Raw genomic sequence first — 22,687 nt, forward strand, 5'->3', positions numbered from 1 at the left:
TCACGCATTTAAAGAAACAGACAATGAAATTAAAATATATATGGATTTATGCAATTGGTTTTGCCAGCCTAACTTCCTGTGCGGATATTGAGGCACTTGAATTTCATGTTGACCAGCCGGAAAGTGTGGCTATGCAGGAAGAAATCAACGCTTATGGCCACCTCTTAGATTATATTAATACAGACGGGGCATCAAATTTCCTACTCGGCACCTCAATTAACGCCTCTGACTACACCAGTAGAGGTGTATCGTATAGATTGATAAATAACAACTTTAATGAGATCAGTACGGATGTAGCCATGACCCACGGTGCGGTACTTCAGTCAAATGGGGATCTGAATCTAGTTAATGTTTTAAGCTTACTTGAATCTGCGCATGAAAATGGACTTTCATTATTTGGGAATCCGTTAGTTTGGCATTCAAATCAAAATTCTGCTTATCTCAATGGGTTGCTTGCTCCTCTGGTAGTTAATTCACCCCCTTTTGCCAATTCATTGGACAAATCCGGATTAACGGATGGGTCCTTTCAAGGGTGGGATATTACTAATGGAAGTTCTAATATATCAATAGTAGAATATGAAGGGATGGGGGGGCAATCAAATGCCATCCAACTGAGGTCCAGCGCAAGTTCATCTGCTCCTGCAGATTTGCAGCTAGGAACTCCGGCCATTCCTGTCATTCCTGGAAATGATTACGAAGTAGTGGTTTATATCAAATCTGATATCCCTGGAGAAGGGCGGATTTCTTTTCAGGGATTGGTGGAGAATACACCTCAGATAGACTGGATGAATACAGGAGAAGTAACTGAAACTTTTAATACCAATCTTTCTTGGAGTGAAATCCGGTTTCTCGTTAGGGATTTCCAAGGGGATTCCTTTAGGATCAATTTTGATTTAGGGTATGAACCAAATGTCTCTTATCACATCGATTTAGAAAACCTATATGTTTATGATACCGATGGGGAGCCCATCATTAATAATTTGATTACAAACGGTGATTTTGAATCTGGTATCGCCTGGGGTGGCTGGGGAAATAACTCTGAAAGGGGAGTAACGCCGGACGGACAAGGGGTTAACAATTCCGGACGAGCATTATATGTTAATAACCCTTCCACAACAGGTGGCTTTTGGGAGGTGCAAACGGCTTATGACCTTTCAGAACCTTTGCAGGAAGGTGAAACTTATAACCTGAGCTTTTGGGTAAAAGGTGATGCCGAAGGTGTGATAAGACCGGAGATGCAAAGTCCGGATTGGTCTTCCAATGGTTTCGGGATGGTGTATGTCACAGAAGAGTGGCAACACGTAAACCTTTCTACTACCATGACCGCCAATGACCGTCAGCGATTAATCATCAGTTATGGTGAGTTTGCTGGGACTGTTTATATGGATGAATTTGTGCTAAGTAGTTCAGCTTTACAGGGAGGTACCACTACTATAGTAGAACGAACCCCTGCAGAAAAAAACCAAATAGCAACAAGTCAATTAGAAAATTGGATCGCTGGTATGGTAACTGCCACAGCCCCATATGTAACTTCCTGGAATGTAGTCAATCAGCCTATGGACGATAATAATCCATCTCAACTTAGAAGTGGACAGAACGGTGCAGGTAATGACCAATTTTTTTGGCAAGATTACATAGGTAAAGATTATGGCGTATTGGCTTTTGAGTTTGCAAGAGAACATGGCAATAATGGGGATCTATTATATATCAGTGACAATAATCTGGAAAATAATCTGGATAAAACTAGAGGGTTGATTGAATATGTAAATTATTTGGAAACTAATGGCGCATTGGTAGATGGAATAGCTGCCCAAATGAACCTTAGCTTAAGTTCGAATACTTCTCAGATTGCAGAAATGTTCACCATGCTTGCTGCTTCAGGTAAGTTGGTAAAAGTCACCCACTTAAAAGTAGCATTGGGTCCTGGTCCACCATCGATGGAAGTGCTTGATCAACAGTCAGATATGTATTATGATGTGCTAAACTTATATAAAACACATGTGCCTGCCCAGCAGCGTGGTGGCATTAGTATGGGAGGTATTACGGATGGGGCTGATTATGGTTTGTTATGGAGTCCAAATTTAAACCGTAAGCCTGCCTATGCGGGATTAGCTGAAGGCTTAAAAGAATAGTATTAAGGGTTATTAGTAATGTAGAGCTGGAATGGAAAGGTTGGTTTAAATTTTAAGCAGTCTTTCTATTTCTAGCCTTTTTTGTCCTTAAAACCCTAGCATTTCAAAGTACACCTAATGTTCTAAAAGATTTAATATTTAATATATTCATTACAAACCTATAAAACCTATTGGTCATGAATGGTCAATAAAAACATTAATCAAGCGAATTATGAAGATCACTAATTGGAGTCATTATAAGAGTTACATTTCATTATTCATTATCCTCATAATTGGATTGGGCTGTGTAATCAAACCTGATAAAAAAGTAAATACAACCTTAAAAGATGCATTTGAGGGTAAGTTTTATATCGGTGCAGCTTTAAGTGGACGACATATTAGTGGAAGAGATAAACCCGGCATGGAAGTCCTTAAAAACCATTTCAATTCCATAGTAGCAGAAAATGTTATGAAAAGCGGAATGATTCAAGCGAGAGAAGGGGAGTTTAATTTTGATATGGCGGATAAGTTTATTGAAATTGGGAAAAAGAACAATCTCCATATTGTGGGGCACACCTTAATTTGGCATTCTCAGGCACCCAAATGGTTTTTCACAGATGATGAAGGTAACGACGTTAGTCCTGAAGTTTTGGCAAAACGTATGGAAACGCACATCCATACTGTGGTTGGTCGATATAAAGGACAGGTTAAAGGCTGGGATGTGGTCAATGAAGCAATCTTAGATGATGGCTCCTGGAGAAAAAGTAAGTTTTATGAAATCTTGGGCGAGGATTTTATGAAACTCGCATTTCAATATGCCCATGAGGCCGATCCCGATGCAGAGTTATACTATAATGATTTTTCTATGGCCCAGCCTGGCAAGAGAGAGGGAGTAGTAAAAATGGTCAAAAATTTACAGGATCAAGGTGTGAAAATTGACGGGATAGGAATGCAAGGTCATATTGGCTTAGAATATCCTACCATTGAAGAATTTGAAAAAAGCATATTGGCTTTTTCTGATTTAGGTGTTACCGTGATGATCACGGAACTGGATCTTAGTGTGCTTCCCTCTCCAAGGAGAGATATGGGGGCAGATGTTGCTACTAATGTTGAATACCAACAAAGCCTAAATCCTTACACAGAAGGATTGCCTGAGGATGTACAAAAGAAATTTGATGAGCGATATCTATCATTTTTCAAACTGTTTTTAGACCATCAGGATAAAATTTCGCGGGTGACCTTATGGGGCATCAACGATGGAGACTCATGGAAAAATGGGTGGCCGGTAAGAGGCAGGACAGATTACCCTCTGTTATTTAATCGTGATAACACTCCCAAAAGCGTAGTCAACGAAATTATACAGCTAGCCGCCCAGTATTAATTAATAAAGTAAAACCAGGTCAATTCATTTGTGCAAATTTTAAGCAGGCCATATATATTAATAGATGGCCTGCATTAACTTCTATTTTGATGATTAAACTCTGTTCTGCCATATTGCTCCATATCCTCTTAAGCTGTTTGAGGGTCAAATCCACTTTTGGCAAAACTGGTTTAATCCCCCGATTAAATTTCTTTCTGGTATGCTTCATTTTCGGGGTATTTACAGCTCATGCCCAATCTGATAAGGGTGGTGCTGATATGAAATTATGGTATGACAAGCCGGCTAAGCAATGGGTAGAAGCCTTGCCCATCGGAAATGGACGGCTGGGCGCTATGGTTTTTGGAAATCCAAATGAAGAAGTTATCCAGCTGAATGAGAATACTTTTTACGCCGGTCAGCCCCACCGGAATGACAATCCAAAAGCATTGGAAGCGCTAGATCATGTGCGTAAATTGATTTTTGATGGTGAGTATGTAAAAGCGCAAAATGTCGTGGATGAAAATTTTTTCAGCGGCCCCCATGGCATGCCCTATCAAACAATAGGAAATCTCAAGCTGACATATAAAGATCAGAATGAAGCAGTGGAATATTACAGGGAACTGGATTTAGAAAATGCCATGGTTTCCAACCGCTATAAAAAGTCGGGGGTAAACTATTCCACAAAGGTCATTTCTTCCCATCCTGACCAGATAATTGTAGCACATATCACGGCTGATGAGGCAGGTTCGATCAATTTTTCAGCATCAATGGACAGGCCTGGAGATTTTAAAGTCCGTGTGACAGGAGATGACTTATTGGAAATGTCAGGTACATCCACTGATCATGAGGGAATCAAAGGAGCGGTAGATTTTGTGACAAGTGTCAGATTTGTAAATAAGGGCGGCACGGTAAAGTGCGAGCAAAATGAGATCTATATAGCTGATGCGGATGAAGTCACTATATATATTTCCATAGCGACTAATTTTGTAAACTATGCGGATCTTTCAGGAGATGCATCTGAAAGAGCCAAAGCCTATTTAGATAAAGCAGCGGTTAAGGGTTATGAAAGTATCTACAAAGATCATATAGCAGATTATCGTGAATATTTCGATCGGGTAAAGCTGGATTTGGGTAGCACGGTGGCCGTGGATTTACCTACTGACGTAAGGGTAGAGGAATTTGCCAAAGGCAATGACCCTCAATTGGTTTCCTTATATTTCCAGTTTGGCAGATACCTGCTCATAGCAGCATCTCGCCCTGGAGGCCAACCGGCCAATCTGCAAGGCATCTGGAACCATCAATTGTATCCGGCCTGGGATAGCAAGTACACGGTCAATATCAATGCTGAAATGAACTATTGGCCGGCTGAGATCACAAATCTTACGGAATTACATGAGCCATTCATCCAGATGGTAAAAGAACTATCTGAAACAGGTCAAAAGACTGCAAAGGATATGTACGGATCCAGAGGCTGGGTATTGCATCACAATACTGACCTTTGGCGAATAACCGGTCCGGTTGATTTTGCCGCTGCAGGCATGTGGCCGGTAGGTGGCGCATGGGTTTCCCAACACCTCTTTGAGAAATATGATTTTTCGGGCGACACAGCCTATCTGGAATCTGTATATCCGGCGGCCAAACAGGCTGCTGTATTCTTCCTGGATTTTCTGGTGGAAGATCCGGAAACAGGCCATTGGGTAGTATCTCCTTCGGTGTCACCGGAAAATATCCCTCATCAACACCATAATTCAGCTGTGGGAGTCGGTACTACAATGGACAACCAACTGCTTTTTGACCTGTTTACTAAAATTATCAAGGCGGCTGAAATCCTGGGAGATGAAGATGATGTAATTGAAGAAATAGCAAATAAGTTAGCCATGCTTCCTCCTATGCAGATAGGAAGTTGGGGCCAGATACAGGAGTGGCAGGAAGACTGGGACAATCCCAAAGACGATCATAGACATGTATCCCATCTGTATGGCCTGTATCCATCCAATCAAATTTCTCCCTACAGAACACCCGAGCTTTTTGGAGCCGCCAAAACTTCACTTCTAGCTAGGGGAGATGAATCCACCGGTTGGTCCATGGGCTGGAAAGTCAACTTATGGGCGAGGTTCCTGGATGGAAATCATGCCTATAAGCTGATCAAGGATCAGCTGAGTCCCGCTATATTGCCGGACGGCAAACAAAAGGGCGGAACCTATCCTAATTTATTCGACTCCCATCCTCCATTTCAAATTGATGGAAATTTTGGCTGCACTGCAGGCATTGCCGAAATGCTGCTTCAAAGTCATGATGGGGCAATCCATATTTTGCCGGCCTTACCGGATGATTGGAGTAAAGGAACAATAAGTGGTTTGAGAGCAAGGGGAGGATTTGAACTGACATTTGATTGGGACAATCATCAGCCGAAAGAAGTCAGCATTAGATCCACGCTGGGCGGCCTATGCAGGATTAGATCTTATTTTCCCCTGCAGGGCAAAGGCTTGAAAGAGGCTGATGAGGTTAATCCAAACCCCTTTTACCAAACTCCCCAACTAAAGGACCATATCGTATCTGATGAGGCTGAACTGAAAGAAGTTGCCCTAAGAGAAGTTTTTGAATACGACCTTGAAACTGAAAAGGGCAAAACTTATCTGTTGCAAAGGAAATAACAAAAGCAAATAAGTAAACTAGCTACTAAGAGTAATTAAGTTACTTTCCAAAGATAAATTTAACTACTGATAATATGAAAATAATAAATCTTAAACTGCTGTTATTCAGCTTCATGTTTTTGAATGTATCATCATCGGTTTTCGCTCAAGATGAATACTTCTACATTTTCCTTGCTTTTGGCCAATCCAACATGGAGGGTTTTGCAGATTTTGAAGAGCAGGATACAATAGAGGATGACCGATTCAAAGTGTTGCAAGCCGTGGACTGCGAAAATCTGGATAGAAAGAAAGGGCAGTGGTATCCAGCCACAGCGCCCATTACCAGGTGCCAAACAGGCATTAGCCCTGCGGATTATTTTGGAAGGACATTAACGGCACATCTACCGGAAGAAATTAAAATCGGGATTATCAATGTCTCTGTGGCAGGCACTAAAATGGCCCTTTTTCAAAAAGACAATGAGAAGTATGTAGCATCATCACCGGACTGGCTTCAAAATAAGGTAAAGGAATATGATGGTGATCCCTACGGTAGGTTGATCGAACTGGCCAAAATAGCCCAGAAGGATGGGGTGATCAAAGGTATTTTGCTACACCAAGGAGAATCTGACACAGGAGATCAGACATGGCCTGTCCAAGCAAAGGGTGTTTATGATAATATTCTCAATGATCTGGGCTTAGAGGCTAATTCATTGCCTCTATTGGCCGGAGAGATGGTCAGTGCTGAGCAGGGTGGCAAGTGTGCCAGTATGAATACTGTAATCAATACCTTACCTGACGTAATACCTCAAGCTCATGTCATCTCATCCACTGATTGTGAGGCAGTGGAAGATGGGTTGCATTTTTCTGCTGCAGGCTATAGGGAATTGGGCAAAAGGTATGGGATGAAAATGCTTTCTCTGTTGGAGCAATGAAAATCTGGGAGGGAAGGTGTCAGGAGATGTTTTATACTGTTAATGATGCCATACCTGAATAAGTTGATTTTTAAAGTTAATCAAAAAAACAAATACCAAATATTAAATAGTCTAATTAATGGAAGCATCAAAAATATGGAGTCGGTTTAGAATTTTGACCCTCTCATTCATCTGTTTGATCATGTTTACCACTTCGGAGTCCTATGGTCAATATTTTAGAGATACAAACACCGGATTGCCGAGCAAATTTGTACACAAAGGTGCTGGGAACCCATACCTTCCCCTTTGGGAACATGTACCAGACGGTGAACCCCGTGTGTTTGAGGACCCGGATAACCCCGGCAACTACAGGGCATACATCATAGGTTCACATGATGTCAGGTTTACCAGTTATTGCGGACCAGATATCAGGATGTGGTCAGCCCCTGTGGAGGATCTCTCTAGCTGGCGGGATGAGGGGGCAATATTTACTTATGAGATTGATGGGCAATGGGATGTCATGTATGCACCTGATCTGGTAGAAGTAAAAAGGAGAGATGGTACCAAAGAGTACTACCTCTATCCCCACAGCAGGGGGCCGGGTCGTGAAGCTATGGTGGTCAAAGGTGACCGTCCAGACGGACCTTTTACGCCCATCAATATGACAGAGGATGGCACCCGCACCGTACCGGGAAGTATATTGGGTTTTGATCCAGCTGTTTATGTGGAGTATATCGATGATCCCAATGATCCAGACTATGAAATTGGGTTCCGTGCCTATGGCTTTTGGGGCTTTCAAAGATCTATGGCGGCAGAGCTGGATCAGAACACCATGTATTCACTAAGACCTGGGACGGACGTGATTCCTTATTTCTTACCGGCAAGCAGGAGGTATGGTGTGCTCAAAGACCCCGAAGGAACGGAGTACCCCAATATTTATCAAGAAGAGGATTTGGGTACATTCAATTTCTTTGAAGCCTCTTCTATCAGAAAAGTAGGGAACAAGTTTATTACTGTTTTCAGTGGTTACTCAGGTCCGGATTATGGAGTGAGCAGCACCAATTCTACTTTGAGATATGCTGTAGGGGATTCACCATTGGGCCCCTGGAAAAGTGGAGGTGTATTGGTTGACTCCCGAGGGCCAGTGCTGAATGAAGATGGCTCAGGAATCATTTTAACCAATGGCGGTCATAACACACATGGCAGTATCGAAGAGATCAATGGACAATGGTATGTATTTTATCACAAGCCTCCAAGAGGATTTGGCTATGCACGCCAACCTGTAGTAGCACCGGTTACCATCGAAGTAGATGAAAAATCGGTAGCAGAAGGTGGTGGCGCCACAATCCGTGCATTTGATCCCTATGCAGACAATAAACAATGGTCAGCAAAGGATAATCAGGGTCGAGAATACAAAGGTGCTGAAGTCACTTCAGAAGGATTTCATATTTATGGCCTAGACCCATATCAGTATTATTCCGCCGGCTATGCTGCTTATTTGTCAGATATTAGCATTCAGCAGGATTCCTGGGATATATGGGATAACCATATGCCAATTACCAATGTGAAAAATGGCCATATCATCGGTTACAAATATTTTGGGTTTGGCGGTTTACAGGAAGATAAAAATGGGCTGAAAGCTTTTGAAGGCACCAAAAATGGAAATATGACTGCCTTTAACCTCTTCCTTTCACCCAAGACCAGCAAGTCCTTCCGAGTCAATGTATGGCTCGACGGTCCTTATGATAATGAAACTTGGAAGGGGAAAAAAATAGGCGTTATCCATGTACCGGCAAACGCTGCTCAAGAAGCCACTCGTTATAAGATAGATGTTTCCCAGTATGTAGACCAACTGGATAAGAAGCATGCCATATTTCTTGAAGCAGATGGAGATGAGTCTGATTCCCTATTTGATTTAATCGGCCTAGGTTTCAGTTCTAAAGACAGGGAGATTATCCGTCCGATTTCACCAAAAGTCAATATATCGGTTAATGGGAGTGCGATAAATGTACCCCAAACCCCGCTTAGGTCTACTGATGAAAATGGTATAGTGGGTTATGATATCTATGAATCCATATACAAATTGCCAAAAGGCACTAATGGAGTTCCGGTCATAACAGCTTCTGCGGATAATGCTGATGTCAAAATAGATATAACCCAGGCGGCATCACTTAGCGAAAAGGCTAAAGTGACATTTGATTACAAGGGAATGGTAAAAACCCATTATGTGGTTTTTGATTCTTCTATTTAAATTGATATAAAAATTTAAAACTGGTTTTATGTCTTTGACTACAAATGCCAAAATTTGTTTTGGTTTATATCTGTTATTCAATTCGTTTTTAACATCTGCCCAAGAGAAAAGTACTGTATCCAGTCCTGATGGAAATCTGGAAGTGCAGGTTTGGATAGCTGACGGGCAGGCTCAGTACGCTGTATCTTATAAGGATAATACCATGCTTGTAAATTCCCCCCTTGGACTTATCACTAATGAAGGGGATTTTACCACAGATATGGCTTTTGTCAGTTCGTCGCAGGATGAGATTAGCAAAGAATATAACCAAGACAGGATTAAAGTTTCAGCCATAACTTATAATGCTAATAATTTAATATATACAGTCAAGAACGGAGAAGGGAATGAAATTTCTATTCACTTCCAGGTCAGTGACAATGATATAGCCTTTAGGTATGAATTGCCAAAATGGGGAGAAACTACCGTATGCGTAGTCGAGGAAGAGACCACCGGCTTTAGATTTCCAAACAGTGCCACAGCCTTTTTGTCGCCTATGATGAAACCCATGACGGGTTTTGCGAGGACCGCACCTAGCTATGAAAGTGGATATACAGTACAAACGCCAATGGAGCAAACAAATGCAGAATTCGGCTACGTTTTTCCAAGCTTGTTTCAAATAGCAGACAGAGGTTGGGTTTTATTATCAGAAACAGGTGTGGGGAGTAATTATAATGCTGCTCATTTAAGCAATTATACTGGTGGCCTATATAATATCCAATATCCCCAAATGGAGCAAAACAATGGTTTTGGAAGCACAGGGGCGCAGATAGGCTTGCCGGGACATACGCCATGGAGGACAATTACTGTGGGGGAAAGCCTTAAGCCTATTGTGGAAACCACTATTCCTTTTGATGTGGTAGAGCCCTTATATGAAGCCTCTCAGTCTTATCAATTTGGAAAAGGTACCTGGAGCTGGATAGTATGGCAGGACAACAGCATGAATTATGAAGATCAGGTCGAATATATAGATTTGGCTGCCGCCATGGATTTCGAATATATTTTGATTGATGCCTGGTGGGATAAAAATATCGGGTATGATCGTATGGAGGAATTGATCCAATATGCCAATAGCAAAGGGGTGGATGTATTTCTGTGGTATAATTCCAATGGCTCAGCTAATGATGCATTTCAGACGCCTTTGAATAAAATGAATACTTCCATGGCCAGAAAAGCAGAAATGGAATGGATGAAAGAAGTCGGCGTAAAGGGTATTAAAGTCGATTTTTTCGGAGGTGATAAACAGGTAACCATGCGGTATTACGAAGATATCCTGGTAGAAGCCAATGAATATGGTCTGATGGTGATTTTTCATGGAGCTACCCTGCCAAGAGGCTGGGAGAGGATGTATCCGAATTTTGTGGGAAGTGAGGCAGTCATAGCCTCCGAGATGCTGATCTTCGTGCAGGATACCCGAGAAAAAGAAGCATTTTATGCTTCCCTGCATCCCTTTATTCGCAATACAGTAGGCAGCATGGAATATGGGGGTGTCCTATTGAATAATTTTTTGAACAGGGGAAATGAAAGGGGCCAAGAAAGGTTGACTACAGATATATTTCAACTTGCCACGGGAGTACTATTCCAGAATCCTGTCCAGATGTTTGGCTTGACCCCTAATAACCTGACTGATGTTCCTGAATTTGAGCTGGACTTTCTAAGAAAACTGCCCACTACCTGGGATGAAACGATTTATATAGACGGATACCCTGGAAAGTATACCATAATCGCCCGAAGGAGCGGGGAGCATTGGTATATCGCAGGTGTCAATGCCGAGGAAGAAGTTAAAACATTGACAATCAATTTACCCATGGTAAAGGGGAAAAGTGTGTCTTTGTACAACGATGATAAGAAAAGACAGCCAACTCTAAATTCAGTAAAAATAGGTAATGATGGTGCCTATACTGTATCCATGCAGCCTCGAGGAGGGTTTGTCATCACTGATAATTAAAGTTTAAAAAGTTTAAAAAGTCTATATAGTTATGGTGCATAAATTCGCTCTTTATTTCATTATAGGTGCAATAATATTTTCTGGAGGAGAAAGTTTTGGCCAAAATCCAATTGTCCAAACGTCTTTTACTGCAGATCCGGCTCCGCTGGTGTATAATGATAAGGTCTATTTATATACTTCCCATGATGAAGCTGAATCTACTTGGTTTACCATGAATGATTGGAGACTTTATACCACAGGTGACATGGTTAACTGGACTGACCATGGCGCTATATTATCGATAAAAGATTTCGAGTGGGGCAGGATGAATGCCTGGGCACCACAGTGTATAGAGCGGGATGGTAAGTTTTACATGTATGTGCCTATTACTGACCGCAATAATAGAAACGGCATAGGTGTAGCTGTGGCTGACAGCCCATATGGGCCCTTCATAGATCCTTTGGGCAAACCGCTGATCAGTAACACCATGGCTGATATAGATCCCACCGCTTTTATTGATGAGGATGGTCAGGCCTACCTGCTCTGGGGCAACCCGGAGTGCTACTATGTCAAGTTGAATGAAGATATGATTTCACTCCAGGGGGAAGTGGATAAATTTCCCAATACGGTGGAAGCCTTTGGAAAAAGGGAAGGTGATCCCAAGAGACCTACCACTTATGAAGAGGGACCATGGCTGTACAAAAGGAATGATCTGTATTACTTATTATTTGCCGCAGGTCCCATCCCGGAGCATATAGGTTATTCTACTGGTCCGAGTCCTACAGGCCCTTGGGAATACCAGGGCGTATTAATGGCCACAGAGGGTAAGAGTTTTACCAATCATCCGGCGATCATCGATTTTAGAGACAAGACATATTTTTTCTATCACAATGGTGCCTTGCCCGGCGGAGGGGGATTTACCAGATCGGTAGCCGTAGAGGAGGTTCAATTTAATGATGACGGTACCATAGTCCCAATGAAGATGACCGAGGGGATCACTAAAAGTTTGGGATCTGTAAACCCATATGTCAAAAATGAAGCTGAAACCATAGCCTGGTCAGAAGGTGTGAAAGCGAAACAAAACGAAGTGGTGGGCAATTTCATCACAGCGACGCGAAATGACGCCTATACCAAAGTAGTAGGAGTAGACTTTCGGGAGGATGGCCCCTCAAAGTTTACAGCAAGGGTGGGGACTACACACAACAGCGATGTAGACATGGAGATCAGGCTTGGCAGTAGAGATGGAGAACTAATAGGGTCTATCAATATACCCAATACAGGGGGAGATGACAGGTGGACGCTAGTGAGTACTGATGTGAAAAATGTCACGGGTGTACAGGATGTGTTTTTTGTCTTCAAAGGTAAAGCAACAACTAACGTTATGTATTTTGACTATTGGACCTTTACCAATTAATGGCAATGCAGTCAAAATCTGTGTGATTTGAAGAACAGGAGTTATTGAAGAAAAACAGAACCCTGATTAAACGAAATGAAAATATAGAATAAAGAGATATGAAGAAGGAAACGAAAAACACTACCAAATTAAAATCTAGTACTGACAGAAGAGATTTTCTTAAAAAGAGCGCTCTAGCATTTGGAGCTATCCAGATCATTCCCCGTCACGTACTTTTCTCCAAGCCTGAAATAAGGAACAAAGCTGGAGAGATAGTCCAGATGGCATCCAAAGTGCCCAGTGATCGGATTAATTTGGCCTGTATAGGTATAGGAAATAGGGGAGAGCAGGTCATCAATGATTTTGACAAGACCGGATTATCCAATGTGGTGGCGCTTTGTGATGTGGATATGGGTGCACCTCATACCGCAGCGATAATGGAAAAGCATTCCAAAGCTAAACGGTTTACGGATTTCCGGGAGCTATTTGATCAAAACGAAACTGCTTTTGATGCAGCTGTAATTTGTACTCCCGATTTTTCTCATTTTCCTATTACTATGCATGCTATGGCATCAGGAAAGCATGTTTTTGTAGAAAAACCCATGGCGCGGACTTTTCAGGAGGTAGAGCTGATGATGAAAGCTGCCAAAAAGTATGGGGTGGTAACCCAAATGGGAAATCAGGGACACTCAGAGGCCAATTCGTTTCAATTTAAATCTTGGGTGGATGCTGGCATTATTAAAGATGTACATGCCATCACCTGTCATATGAACAGTAGAAGAAGGTGGCATGGATGGGATACATCTTTGACGACCTATCCCAATCCAGATCCGATTCCTTATACGCTAGACTGGGACCTATGGTTGACTACTGCACAGCATCATGATTACAATGAGGATTTTGCCAATGGGCAGTGGAGGTGCTGGTATGAATTTGGGATGGGGGCACTCGGCGATTGGGGCGCTCATATCATGGACAGTTTCCATAGGTATTTGGAGCTTGGGCTTCCTGAAGAAATCAATGCCGTAAAGCTAGAAGGACATAATCCATTGTTCTTTCCCCAGGCATCTACGCTGGAATTCAAATTTCCCAAAAGAAATGAAATGCCTCCCGTCACGGTATCTTGGTACGATGGGTTGGATAATTTACCAGATTTACCGGAAGGCTATGGAACTTCGGAATTGAGTGCGGATATACCTGCTGCCGGCACAGGTCAGATAGAAAAAAGAACTCTGAACCCCGGTAAAATCATCTACAGTAAAGATCTCACTTTTAAAGGAGGATCGCATGGAAGCACACTTTCTATTATCCCTAAGGAAGCTGCCAATGATATGAAAAGTAAACTGCCTGAAGTACCTGAAAGTACCTCAAATCACTTTGCCAATTTTCTGTTAGCTGTTAAAGGAGAAGAAGAGACAAGGTCTCCTTTTGAAGTGACGGGACCTTTAAGTCAAATCTTTTCTCTGGGAGTTCTGGCACAGCAGACTAATGCTAATTTAAAATTTGATAGGGATAAAAAAATTATCACTAATAATCCACAGGCAAATGCGCTTCTTAATGGCGCACCACCAAGAAAAGGATGGGAGGAGTATTATAATGTATAATGTAATCAATAGAAAACACTATAGAGCTACTTGATATAATACAGGCAGGTCTTGATAAACTTTGAACTGATGAGAAGAATCAAAATAGGTTTTATAATTCTAGCAACCTTGATATCGAATTATTCCTTTGGACAGGGAACCAACTCCATCGCACCGGATGGATTTGACCAACCGTCGGCAAACAATCCTAAGGGTGAAGTAAAACAGATCCGTTACCCATCTAAAACAGTGGGTAATGATAGAGTGGCAAATATTTATTTCCCACCTGCGTATACGGATTCGGAATCCTATCCGGTTTTATATTTACTACATGGTATAGGAGGGGATGAAAGGGAATGGCTGGATCAGGGCCGCCCGGAAGTCATTATGGACAACTTATATGCGGCTAACAAAGCCAAGCCTATGATCATCGTCCTGCCAAACGGCAGGGCCATGGAAGATGACAGTGCGGGTGGAAATATCTTTGAAGGCCCAAAAGTAGAAGCTTTTGCTACTTTCGAGCAGGACCTGCTCAATGACCTGATCCCCTATATTGAAGAAAATTACAATGTCAAAGCTGACCGGGAGCACAAGGCCATTGCTGGACTATCTATGGGAGGTGGTCAATCCTTAAATTTCGGATTAAACAATATCGATACTTTTGCATGGATAGGAGCTTTTTCACCTGCCCCAAATACCAAAAAGGGTGACGAGCTCCTTCCCAATCCTGAAAAAGCACGGGGGGAGTTGATGTTGTTATTTCTAAGCTGTGGGGATGAAGATAACCTTTTAGACATAACCAAAAGAACTCATCAATTTCTGAAGGAGAATAAAATCGAACATGAATATAGAATTGTACCGGGAAATCACAATTTTGAGTATTGGAAAAACGAGCTTTACTTTTTTGTACAAATGGTTTTTTAGCACCTGGGAGTAGGGGGCTTAAAGGTACTTTATTTGTTTTGAAACCGATTTCATTAATTTGTGATTGCTTACTCCAGGTTTACCAAAGCCAGCGTTTCCCATCCGTATAATTCTTTATTGTTCTCCATTTTCTCCATGGCCTGGGAGAGCTTGTTCCGAAATGACCAGCAGGTTTCCCGTCTCAATTCGAGAATTTTGGAGAGTTCATTTAAGGTAAGGTCTACATCTTTTCTGTTGGATAGATAGAGGATGTAGAATGCCTTTTCAATTGGGAATTTCAGCTTATGGAACAGGGTGTCCACAGTGGGGGATTCATAATAGTTACAGTTTTTGCACCTTCTTCCATAATTTGGGCCTTCCTTATATTTATTATAATCACACTTTTTACAATTGTATTTTTCTTTCCATTTTAGTTCAGAGAGAAAGTGCAGGCAGGTTTCTTTATCGGGGAAAACCTTCTTAAAGTCTGTAAAAGCCAACCCTTTCATTAAAGCGAGGTCTTTTGTGACTTCCACAACATTCATTTTAAGTTTTTGATTGTTTTCTTCCAGAGATTGGTTCATCTGAAAAATCTGTGCATTCAATTCTTCTAATTTTAGATTTGCAGTTTGCAGTTCCTTGTTTTTTTGCTCAAGATCGACAGCGATCCTTTCGATTTTTTCTGTTCTTGCTCTAACTTTCCTTTTCAACTTTGAATTGAGTTTTTTAGTCAGCTGGTTGTTTATCTCCAGAACCTGAGTTTTTTCTAAGTTAGCAGCTATATACTCATCCTGAAGGAATTTGATCTGATTAAATATGGAAAATGAGAAAAGGACCATTTCCAAGAAAATAACAGGGTAAACTATATACCAGTTGAGGATAGGGCTGTCAAATATTTGAATGGTCTTGGAATAAGAATAAATGATTACCAGAAAAAGGCAGGCATAAGCGAAAGTGTATGACCATGAGAATACTTTTGCCTTCATCAAAGAATGTAGCCCTAATGAGAATGGGATAAATAAAATGATGATTGTTACAGTAAGATAAACAATATAATTAAGTTCATAAAAGAATATTTGGTTGATATATAAAACAACCTTAAGTGATATTGTCCAATAGGTAAGGTGTGAAATAGAGTTTAATTTAGTATATTTTCGAATAAATCGATCTGAAAATAAAAGAGTAGAAAGGATAATAGTGAGCTCAATAAAATTCTCATTGTGGAGTTTATTTACCCAGGGGGAATTTGGCCAAAGGTATTGGAATCCCAGCCCGTCTCTACCTAAAGAAAACCAGATACAGGCCAAAATTAAACAGGGAAAATATATGTATAAAGTATCTCTTAATTTAAAGAATAAATAAAGGTTGAAAAATAATATAATGATAAGCACTCCATAATATATTCCCAAAAGGAGATATTCATTTAGGGAGTGAGCCAGAAATCTTTCATTGGTTCTCAAATGAAAGCTGAACTCTTGATTGTAACTTCTTGTGACTTTCAAATAATAGGTCTTAGTTTCCCAAGGCCTTAAATCCAGGAAATAGTTAAAATTCTTATGCTTGATATTTCGCTCTTCAAAAGGCCTTTCAAAGCCTGCTGTAGAAGGTTCGAATTTCCCCTCTGGTGTGGGGAAATAGAAGGTTACTTTTTTAATGTCAAAACCCCAAGATTCTAGATACCAAGAGTGATTGTGAATGGATTGTTTATTATGGATTGTGAAGCGAATCCAAATTTGGGAATCAAGAAAGTCAAATAGGACATGGGGATCTGTTGCTCTTTGGAAACGATTTTGAAATGTTTCGTGGGAGATCTCATCAATAGTATAGATGGAGGCTGTGTCCAGAAAAAAATCAAAGTTGGTAGACACATTAATCTGCGATACACTATCAGGCAGCTCCACTACTGTACCATGATTGGTTTGTCCAAATGCACTGGAGGTAAATAGAACTGAGATAATTAGGAAGAAGTTGAATTGATAAAAAACTGTCATAATCCTGATTTGTTAAAGTGCAGGCGTATCCTTAGATTGGGTTTTTAAGTTGTTTTAATGCAATTTCCTGAGCTTATACCCATGCCTCACCTAGCCGGAATATTCTCGACTGATTAAATCCGGTTGTGTATTTTAGGCAAAATAATGAAATCGATTACATCTTCTTTCCTTTTCCAAATTCTCTTATAGAAATTTTCTGCATTTCATCAAATTTTCTGAGTAATGTGGAAGAGTTTTGCTTTCAATAGTAAATGGGCTGTTTTTATGTGTGCGCAGTCAATTAGTAAGGTTAAGTGTTTCCAGGGTAAAATCAAATTTTTTTTCTTCTAAAATGGCGTTTTTATGGATTTTAGTAGTTAGGTAATATTTTGGGCAGAAAAATTTATGCAATCGGTTGCATTTAAGGATTTTTTTTTGGAGGTTTAGACCTTATTAGATTCTTCAATCCTAGCCATATTTATCGGTTAGATTGAAAGTGTTGATCAAACTCAATTAACTAACCCTTAAATAATCAAGCGTATGGATTTAAAATCTACCAAGATTATCCGAATAGTTCCTTCAGGGAAGTCCCGAAGTCGGCTTATTGGGATAATGGGCATGCTGGTATTCTTTTTTATCAGCCTCACGTCAATGGCTCAAAGTGTAACGGTTTCAGGGGTTGTCCTTGATGATGAAGACTTAGGCCTACCAGGTGCATCTATATTGGAAAAAGGAACCAACAATGGTGTGATTTCCGATATGGATGGAGCATTTACATTACAAGTTCAGCAGGGAGCTACCTTGGTGGTTTCCTTTGTTGGATTTGGTACTCAAGAAATAGAAGTCGGAAACAGGTCTTCCATTACTATTAAATTGAGGCAGGATATGGGTTCCTTGGATGAAGTAGTGGTAGTAGGGTACGGAACTATGAGGCAAGAAGCTGTGACAGGATCTGTTGCGTCCATTGGTGGGGAAAGAATAAGGGAAGTAGCTGCCGGTAACATTACGGAAAGTCTCCAAGGGCGTCTGCCAGGAGTGGATATCTCGCAATCCTCTACCCAGCCTGGGGCCACGCAGCAAATCCGTATTAGAGGCAACAGATCCCTTACGGCCAGCAATGACCCTTTATTGGTATTGAACGGGATTCCATTCTCAGGTTCAATAGGGGACATTAATCCGGAAAGTATAGAAAGTATTGATATTTTGAAGGATGCCTCTGCGACAGCTATTTATGGATCCAGAGGGGCTAACGGGGTAGTTTTGATAACGACTAAAAGTGGTTATAAAGGTCAGCAAGCTAGGGTAAGTTATAGCGCTTTCCATGGTCCCAAAACGGTTTTCTCTCCCTATCCCATGATGGATGCCAACGAGTTTATCCAGATGAGAGAAGCTGCAGGTATGTTTACCAACGGCCCGCATGAGTCCAATGATGTCAGCACAGATTGGCAGGATCAGTTTTATCAGACAGGTACCATGTCCAACCATGACATAGATGTCACCGGTGGAGGAGAAAAAAGCACATATAGTTTTGGATTGGGGTATTATCATGATGAGGGAGTAGTGCCTACGCAACAGTTTGACAGGATATCCATGAGAGCTTCAGTGGATCAAGAAATCGGGAATTTCCTTAGGGTTGGTTTTAACTCCAATAGTAATTATAGTAAAACCCAAGGTTCACAAATTGGGTTATACGGTGTACTTAGTATGTCTCCGATAGCAAGTCCATTCAATCCTGACGGTACCCGAAGAAGAACCATCGGGATGCCACTGGATGAGCCTTGGGCTATGACCAGACATAGTGTTAGAGAGGCACAAGACGAATGGCTAAATGAAACCCGGGCATTTGCAACATTTAATGCAATATATGCAGAGGCAAAAATTCCTGGGGTGGATGGTTTGAAATATCGTGCAAATCTAGGTTTAAATTACCGTCAAAGTAATCAAGGGGAGTTTACCGGTGTAGGTATTAACAATCCAAATCCCGCTACGCCTTCTACCGCTGCGGTAGGTAATTCCCATAATTATCACTGGCTAATGGAAAACCTACTTACTTATGACAAAATAATCGCAGACAAACATATTATAAATGTAACAGGGCTCTACGCTTCAGAACAAAATACTTTTTATAGCACAAGAATGTGGGGGCGTGATATTCCTTCTTCCCAGTTTCAGTTCTATAATATAGGCTATGCAGCTGACGAGATACAAATCAATCCTAATGACCAAAATTACAACCAGTGGGGGTTGATGTCCTATATGGGTAGGGTAATGTACTCGTATGATGATAAGTATATGATATCAGCGACTGTAAGGTCAGATGGGTCCTCGAGGCTTGCCCCGGGCTACAATTGGCATACTTACCCGGCGATTTCCGCAGGCTGGAATTTAGGTAAAGAAGGGTTTATGAGTGGTTTAGCCAATGTGGATATGTTAAAGCTGCGTGTGGGTTATGGACAAACCTCCAACCAAGCGATTGCACCTTATGCAACCCTCGGAGGCTTAGGTACCAGGCCATATAATTTTGGCGATGATACTTACAGCATGGGATATTTTGTAAACACCCTTCCAAATCCAAACCTAGGCTGGGAATACTCAGAGACATGGAATATCGGGGTTGATTTCGATATTTACAACAGACGTTTGACAGGTAGTTTGGAATTCTACAACACCCATACCAGAGATATTCTTTTAAATGTTGGTTTGCCTGCTACTGCCGGCGTGGGTAGTTATACGGCTAATATAGGTGAAACTCAAAATAGAGGGGTGGAACTGGCTTTAAACGGTCTTCTTATGGAGCGAGGTGATTGGCGTTGGGAAGCTGGAGTCAACATGTATCTCAACCGTAACAAGCTATTGGCACTTTCCTCCGGACAAACCCGAGATGAAGGCAACTGGTGGTTTGTAGGACATCCAATCAACGTGATTTTTGATCATAAGTATGTAGGGCTTTGGCAGGAAGGTGATCCTCACCAGGATATCCTAGAGCCAGGAGGAAACCCGGGAATGATCAAAGTAGAATACACCGGAGAATATAACGACGAGGGGGTGCCATTGAGAGCTATAGGACCGGATGACCGTCAGATCCTAGATTTACAGGCCAACTTTATGGGTGGTTTTAATTCCCTCCTTAGCTACAAGAATTTTGATTTGACCATAGTAGGTACTTTCCAAAGTGGGGGCGTACTTATCAGTAATCTTCACTCTTCCGGAGGGTACCTCAATATGCTCAACGGTCGAAGAAACAATGTAAGTGTTGATTATTGGACTCCAGAAAATACAGGAGCAAGATACCCTGCTCCAGGAGGCTTAGCTTCAGGTGATAATCCAAAGTATGGAAGTACCTTGGGATATTTTGATGCCTCCTATCTGAAATTTAGAACCATTACACTTGGGTACAATTTCGACCAGTCTGGCAATTGGATGACCGCCGCCGGTATAAGCAGGTTTAGAATATATGGTGCTGTTCAGAATCCATTTGTTCTGTTCTCTCCATTCAACAGAGAAACGGGCATGGATCCAGAAACAAATTCGTTTGCAGATCAGAATACAGCCGTACAAGGTTCAATGCCAAGTCGATTGCTTACAATCGGCACTAATTCTCCGGCAACTCGTAATTTTATAGTGGGTGTTAACTTGACATTTTAATCGATTATGAAAAAGATACAGATATATCTGAATCCAGTGAAAGGTTTGCTGTTGGCGGCACTTTTACTTGTTTCTTGTGCTGAAATTCTGGATGAAACGCCACGGGCTAGATTTGAGCCCAGCTTTTTCCAGACACCAGAAGGAATACAGGGTGGATTGACATCAATGTATGCCCACCTTCGCTATATTTATGGTCAGGCTTATTATTATAACACAACCCTGACAGGTACAGATGAAGTTACCTATGCCCAAAGTGCCGACCAAAACTTCTTGGTAATGGATCTTAGCGGCCAAGGTGAAATTGATCCTAATAGTAGTAGGGCAGATGCATTATGGGGGGCCGCTTTTTCGAATATCAATACCGCAAGTGGGATCATTGAGTTCGCATCAGAAGTAGGAACTTCAGATGCTTTAATTGCTGAAGCCAGATTCTTCAGGGCTTTTGATTATTTCCTATTGGTGCAGACATTCGGAGGCGTTCCCTTGGATTTGGGTGCAGGTGAGCTGCAATTTAATGTAGCCCCAACCAGAGTGTCTACCAGAAACACGGTTCCTGAAGTATATACAAGGGGAATATTCCCCGATATGATCAGAGCGATAGAGGATTTGCCTGAGACAGGCCGACTTACCGGAACGGCGACCAAAACTTTGGCCCGCTTGTACCTGGCCAAAGCATATCTCACTTATGCATGGTGGCTTGAAAACCCCAACAATATTCCTACTTATCCGGAAACTCCACGTGTAGATCCTGATGGACAATCCCCCCAGTGGTATTACCAGCAGGCTTATGATATTGCTCTTGAAGCGATAAATAACCCGGGTCCGTTCAGGTTGCAGGAAACCTTCTTTGATGTAAACTATGCACCGAATGATAGAAACAGTGAATTGTTGCTCTATGCCGATCATACAGAAACCAGTGAGTTTTATAACGCTGGTAGCCTTACCTGGGGCAATGGTGAAGCACCAGACAACTTTGCCGGCTGGATGATGACCTGGAATTATCCAGTAATAAGAAGCAGTTCTTCCAATTCTACTTGGGCTAATGATCTAGAGTCTGTAAGAAGAGAGGCCGTTCAGCCCCTTGGTAGACCATGGACCCGTATGGCTCCAACCATCGGAGCTATTACAAACACCTTTGCTGACAAAACAAATGACTCTCGATACGATGGTACATTTACTACCGTTTATCGTGCTAATACGGATGTTGCACCAGTTATTGGTGGGCCGGTTTATAATGCCAATTTATTGCCGGTTCAACCTGGAGACCCTATACTTACTTTCCTTCATGAAGAGCCTGATCAACCTATCGATTATCCTTCTGACATCAGATTAGGTGGGAATATTGGTGCAGGTATATTGCCGGGAAGATCCGATTTCGTGATTGCGCCAAGCAATATCAGTAGAATGAAATACCCAGGTTTGTGGAAATTAGGTCCATATAGAACTGACAGTGGTGACGGTTTAGGTCAACCAAATGCGGGAAGTACCAGACCTTTCAACATCGCTAAGTTTTCAGAACTTTACTTGATTGCAGCTGAAGCGGCAGTGATGGGAGCTTCTGGACCTCAGAGCGCACGTGACCTAGTAAATGTACTTCGGGCAAGAGCGGGTGTTTGGCGTTGGGATAATCATAACAACCAAGAAAGGCTGGAAGATCGTAGTGGTGAAATGATGGAAGCCACTCCGGCCGTCATCGATATCTACTATATCCTGGAAGAGCGTTCCCGTGAGTTTTATGGTGAAGGGTACCGCTGGTATGACCTTATCAGAACTCAAAAATGGGAGGAGCTGTCCAGAACCTATCAGATAGCCGGAAGAAATTATGGAGACGTGACGGCGCAAACCATTACCAGAAACATCCAGCCGTACCACTATCTGAGGCCAATACCTCAAAGCCAGATTGATGCTATGGAAGGTGATAGGGCTGCCTATCAGAATCCAGGGTATTAATTCAAACCTATAAA

The 22,687-nt window shown here is 41.7% G+C and carries 12 protein-coding genes; 11 read left to right on the forward strand and 1 reads right to left on the reverse strand.

The genetic code is table 11. The features are described 5' to 3' along the window. Positions 1-23: 23 nt before the first annotated feature. The 9 genes from KI659_RS01815 (at position 24) to KI659_RS01855 (ending at position 15,129) form a co-directional block, all read left to right on the forward strand. Positions 24-2,132 (forward strand): endo-1,4-beta-xylanase, encoded by a 2,109-nt coding sequence (locus KI659_RS01815; protein WP_213943629.1) that lies wholly within the window; start codon positions 24-26, stop codon positions 2,130-2,132. Positions 2,133-2,343: 211 nt separating this feature from the next. After that, entirely contained in the window at positions 2,344-3,492 is a 1,149-nt protein-coding gene (locus tag KI659_RS01820) for an endo-1,4-beta-xylanase (RefSeq protein WP_213943630.1), read from the forward strand. A gap of 89 nt (positions 3,493-3,581) precedes the next feature. After that, positions 3,582-6,125 (forward strand): glycoside hydrolase family 95 protein, encoded by a 2,544-nt coding sequence (locus tag KI659_RS01825; RefSeq protein WP_213943631.1) that lies wholly within the window; start codon positions 3,582-3,584, stop codon positions 6,123-6,125. Between the two features lie 74 nt (positions 6,126-6,199). Beyond that, positions 6,200-7,036: a sialate O-acetylesterase gene (locus KI659_RS01830; RefSeq protein ID WP_213943632.1), complete on the forward strand. Its 837-nt coding sequence runs from the start codon at positions 6,200-6,202 to the stop codon at positions 7,034-7,036. 118 nt (positions 7,037-7,154) lie between these two features. Further along, positions 7,155-9,266: a glycoside hydrolase family protein gene (locus tag KI659_RS01835; protein ID WP_213943633.1), complete on the forward strand. Its 2,112-nt coding sequence runs from the start codon at positions 7,155-7,157 to the stop codon at positions 9,264-9,266. Positions 9,267-9,294: 28 nt separating this feature from the next. Further along, positions 9,295-11,250, forward strand: a complete 1,956-nt coding sequence (locus KI659_RS01840) for a glycoside hydrolase family 97 protein (protein ID WP_213943634.1) — start codon at positions 9,295-9,297, stop codon at positions 11,248-11,250. Between the two features lie 31 nt (positions 11,251-11,281). After that, positions 11,282-12,643: a glycoside hydrolase family 43 protein gene (locus tag KI659_RS01845; protein WP_213943635.1), complete on the forward strand. Its 1,362-nt coding sequence runs from the start codon at positions 11,282-11,284 to the stop codon at positions 12,641-12,643. A gap of 98 nt (positions 12,644-12,741) precedes the next feature. Next, the gene (locus KI659_RS01850; RefSeq protein WP_213943636.1) at positions 12,742-14,226 is read left to right on the forward strand and encodes a Gfo/Idh/MocA family oxidoreductase; all 1,485 of its coding nucleotides are present in this window, start codon (positions 12,742-12,744) and stop codon (positions 14,224-14,226) included. Between the two features lie 69 nt (positions 14,227-14,295). Next, the gene (locus KI659_RS01855; protein ID WP_213943637.1) at positions 14,296-15,129 is read left to right on the forward strand and encodes an alpha/beta hydrolase; all 834 of its coding nucleotides are present in this window, start codon (positions 14,296-14,298) and stop codon (positions 15,127-15,129) included. Positions 15,130-15,197: 68 nt separating this feature from the next. Here the strand turns inward: KI659_RS01855 and KI659_RS01860 are convergent, their stop codons facing one another. After that, positions 15,198-17,099 carry a 7TM-DISM domain-containing protein gene (locus KI659_RS01860; RefSeq protein ID WP_213943638.1) on the reverse strand — a complete coding sequence of 634 codons (1,902 nt, stop codon included), beginning with the start codon at positions 17,097-17,099 and terminating at the stop codon, positions 15,198-15,200. A gap of 519 nt (positions 17,100-17,618) precedes the next feature. Between KI659_RS01860 and KI659_RS01865 the strand changes: the two genes are divergently transcribed. Both KI659_RS01865 and KI659_RS01870 read left to right on the forward strand, forming a co-directional pair. Continuing rightward, a complete protein-coding gene (locus tag KI659_RS01865; protein WP_213943639.1) occupies positions 17,619-20,723 on the forward strand; it encodes a SusC/RagA family TonB-linked outer membrane protein in 3,105 nt (1,034 codons plus the stop codon). Between the two features lie 6 nt (positions 20,724-20,729). Continuing rightward, positions 20,730-22,673, forward strand: coding sequence for a RagB/SusD family nutrient uptake outer membrane protein (locus tag KI659_RS01870; protein WP_213943640.1), 1,944 nt, complete (start codon positions 20,730-20,732; stop codon positions 22,671-22,673). Positions 22,674-22,687 lie beyond the last annotated feature (14 nt).

It is taken from the genome of Litoribacter ruber (assembly GCF_018449405.1).
GTDB lineage: Bacteria > Bacteroidota > Bacteroidia > Cytophagales > Cyclobacteriaceae > Litoribacter > Litoribacter ruber.

Bases quoted from the DNA above. Each gene is read 5' to 3' on its own strand.
- KI659_RS01815 (WP_213943629.1), top strand. From the start codon at position 24: ATGAAATTAAAATATATATGGATTTATGCAATTGGTTTTGCCAGCCTA.
- KI659_RS01820 (WP_213943630.1), top strand. From the start codon at position 2,344: ATGAAGATCACTAATTGGAGTCATTATAAGAGTTACATTTCATTATTC.
- KI659_RS01825 (WP_213943631.1), top strand. From the start codon at position 3,582: ATGATTAAACTCTGTTCTGCCATATTGCTCCATATCCTCTTAAGCTGT.
- KI659_RS01830 (WP_213943632.1), top strand. From the start codon at position 6,200: ATGAAAATAATAAATCTTAAACTGCTGTTATTCAGCTTCATGTTTTTG.
- KI659_RS01835 (WP_213943633.1), top strand. From the start codon at position 7,155: ATGGAAGCATCAAAAATATGGAGTCGGTTTAGAATTTTGACCCTCTCA.
- KI659_RS01840 (WP_213943634.1), top strand. From the start codon at position 9,295: ATGTCTTTGACTACAAATGCCAAAATTTGTTTTGGTTTATATCTGTTA.
- KI659_RS01845 (WP_213943635.1), top strand. From the start codon at position 11,282: ATGGTGCATAAATTCGCTCTTTATTTCATTATAGGTGCAATAATATTT.
- KI659_RS01850 (WP_213943636.1), top strand. From the start codon at position 12,742: ATGAAGAAGGAAACGAAAAACACTACCAAATTAAAATCTAGTACTGAC.
- KI659_RS01855 (WP_213943637.1), top strand. From the start codon at position 14,296: ATGAGAAGAATCAAAATAGGTTTTATAATTCTAGCAACCTTGATATCG.
- KI659_RS01860 (WP_213943638.1), bottom strand. From the start codon at position 17,099: ATGACAGTTTTTTATCAATTCAACTTCTTCCTAATTATCTCAGTTCTA.
- KI659_RS01865 (WP_213943639.1), top strand. From the start codon at position 17,619: ATGGATTTAAAATCTACCAAGATTATCCGAATAGTTCCTTCAGGGAAG.
- KI659_RS01870 (WP_213943640.1), top strand. From the start codon at position 20,730: ATGAAAAAGATACAGATATATCTGAATCCAGTGAAAGGTTTGCTGTTG.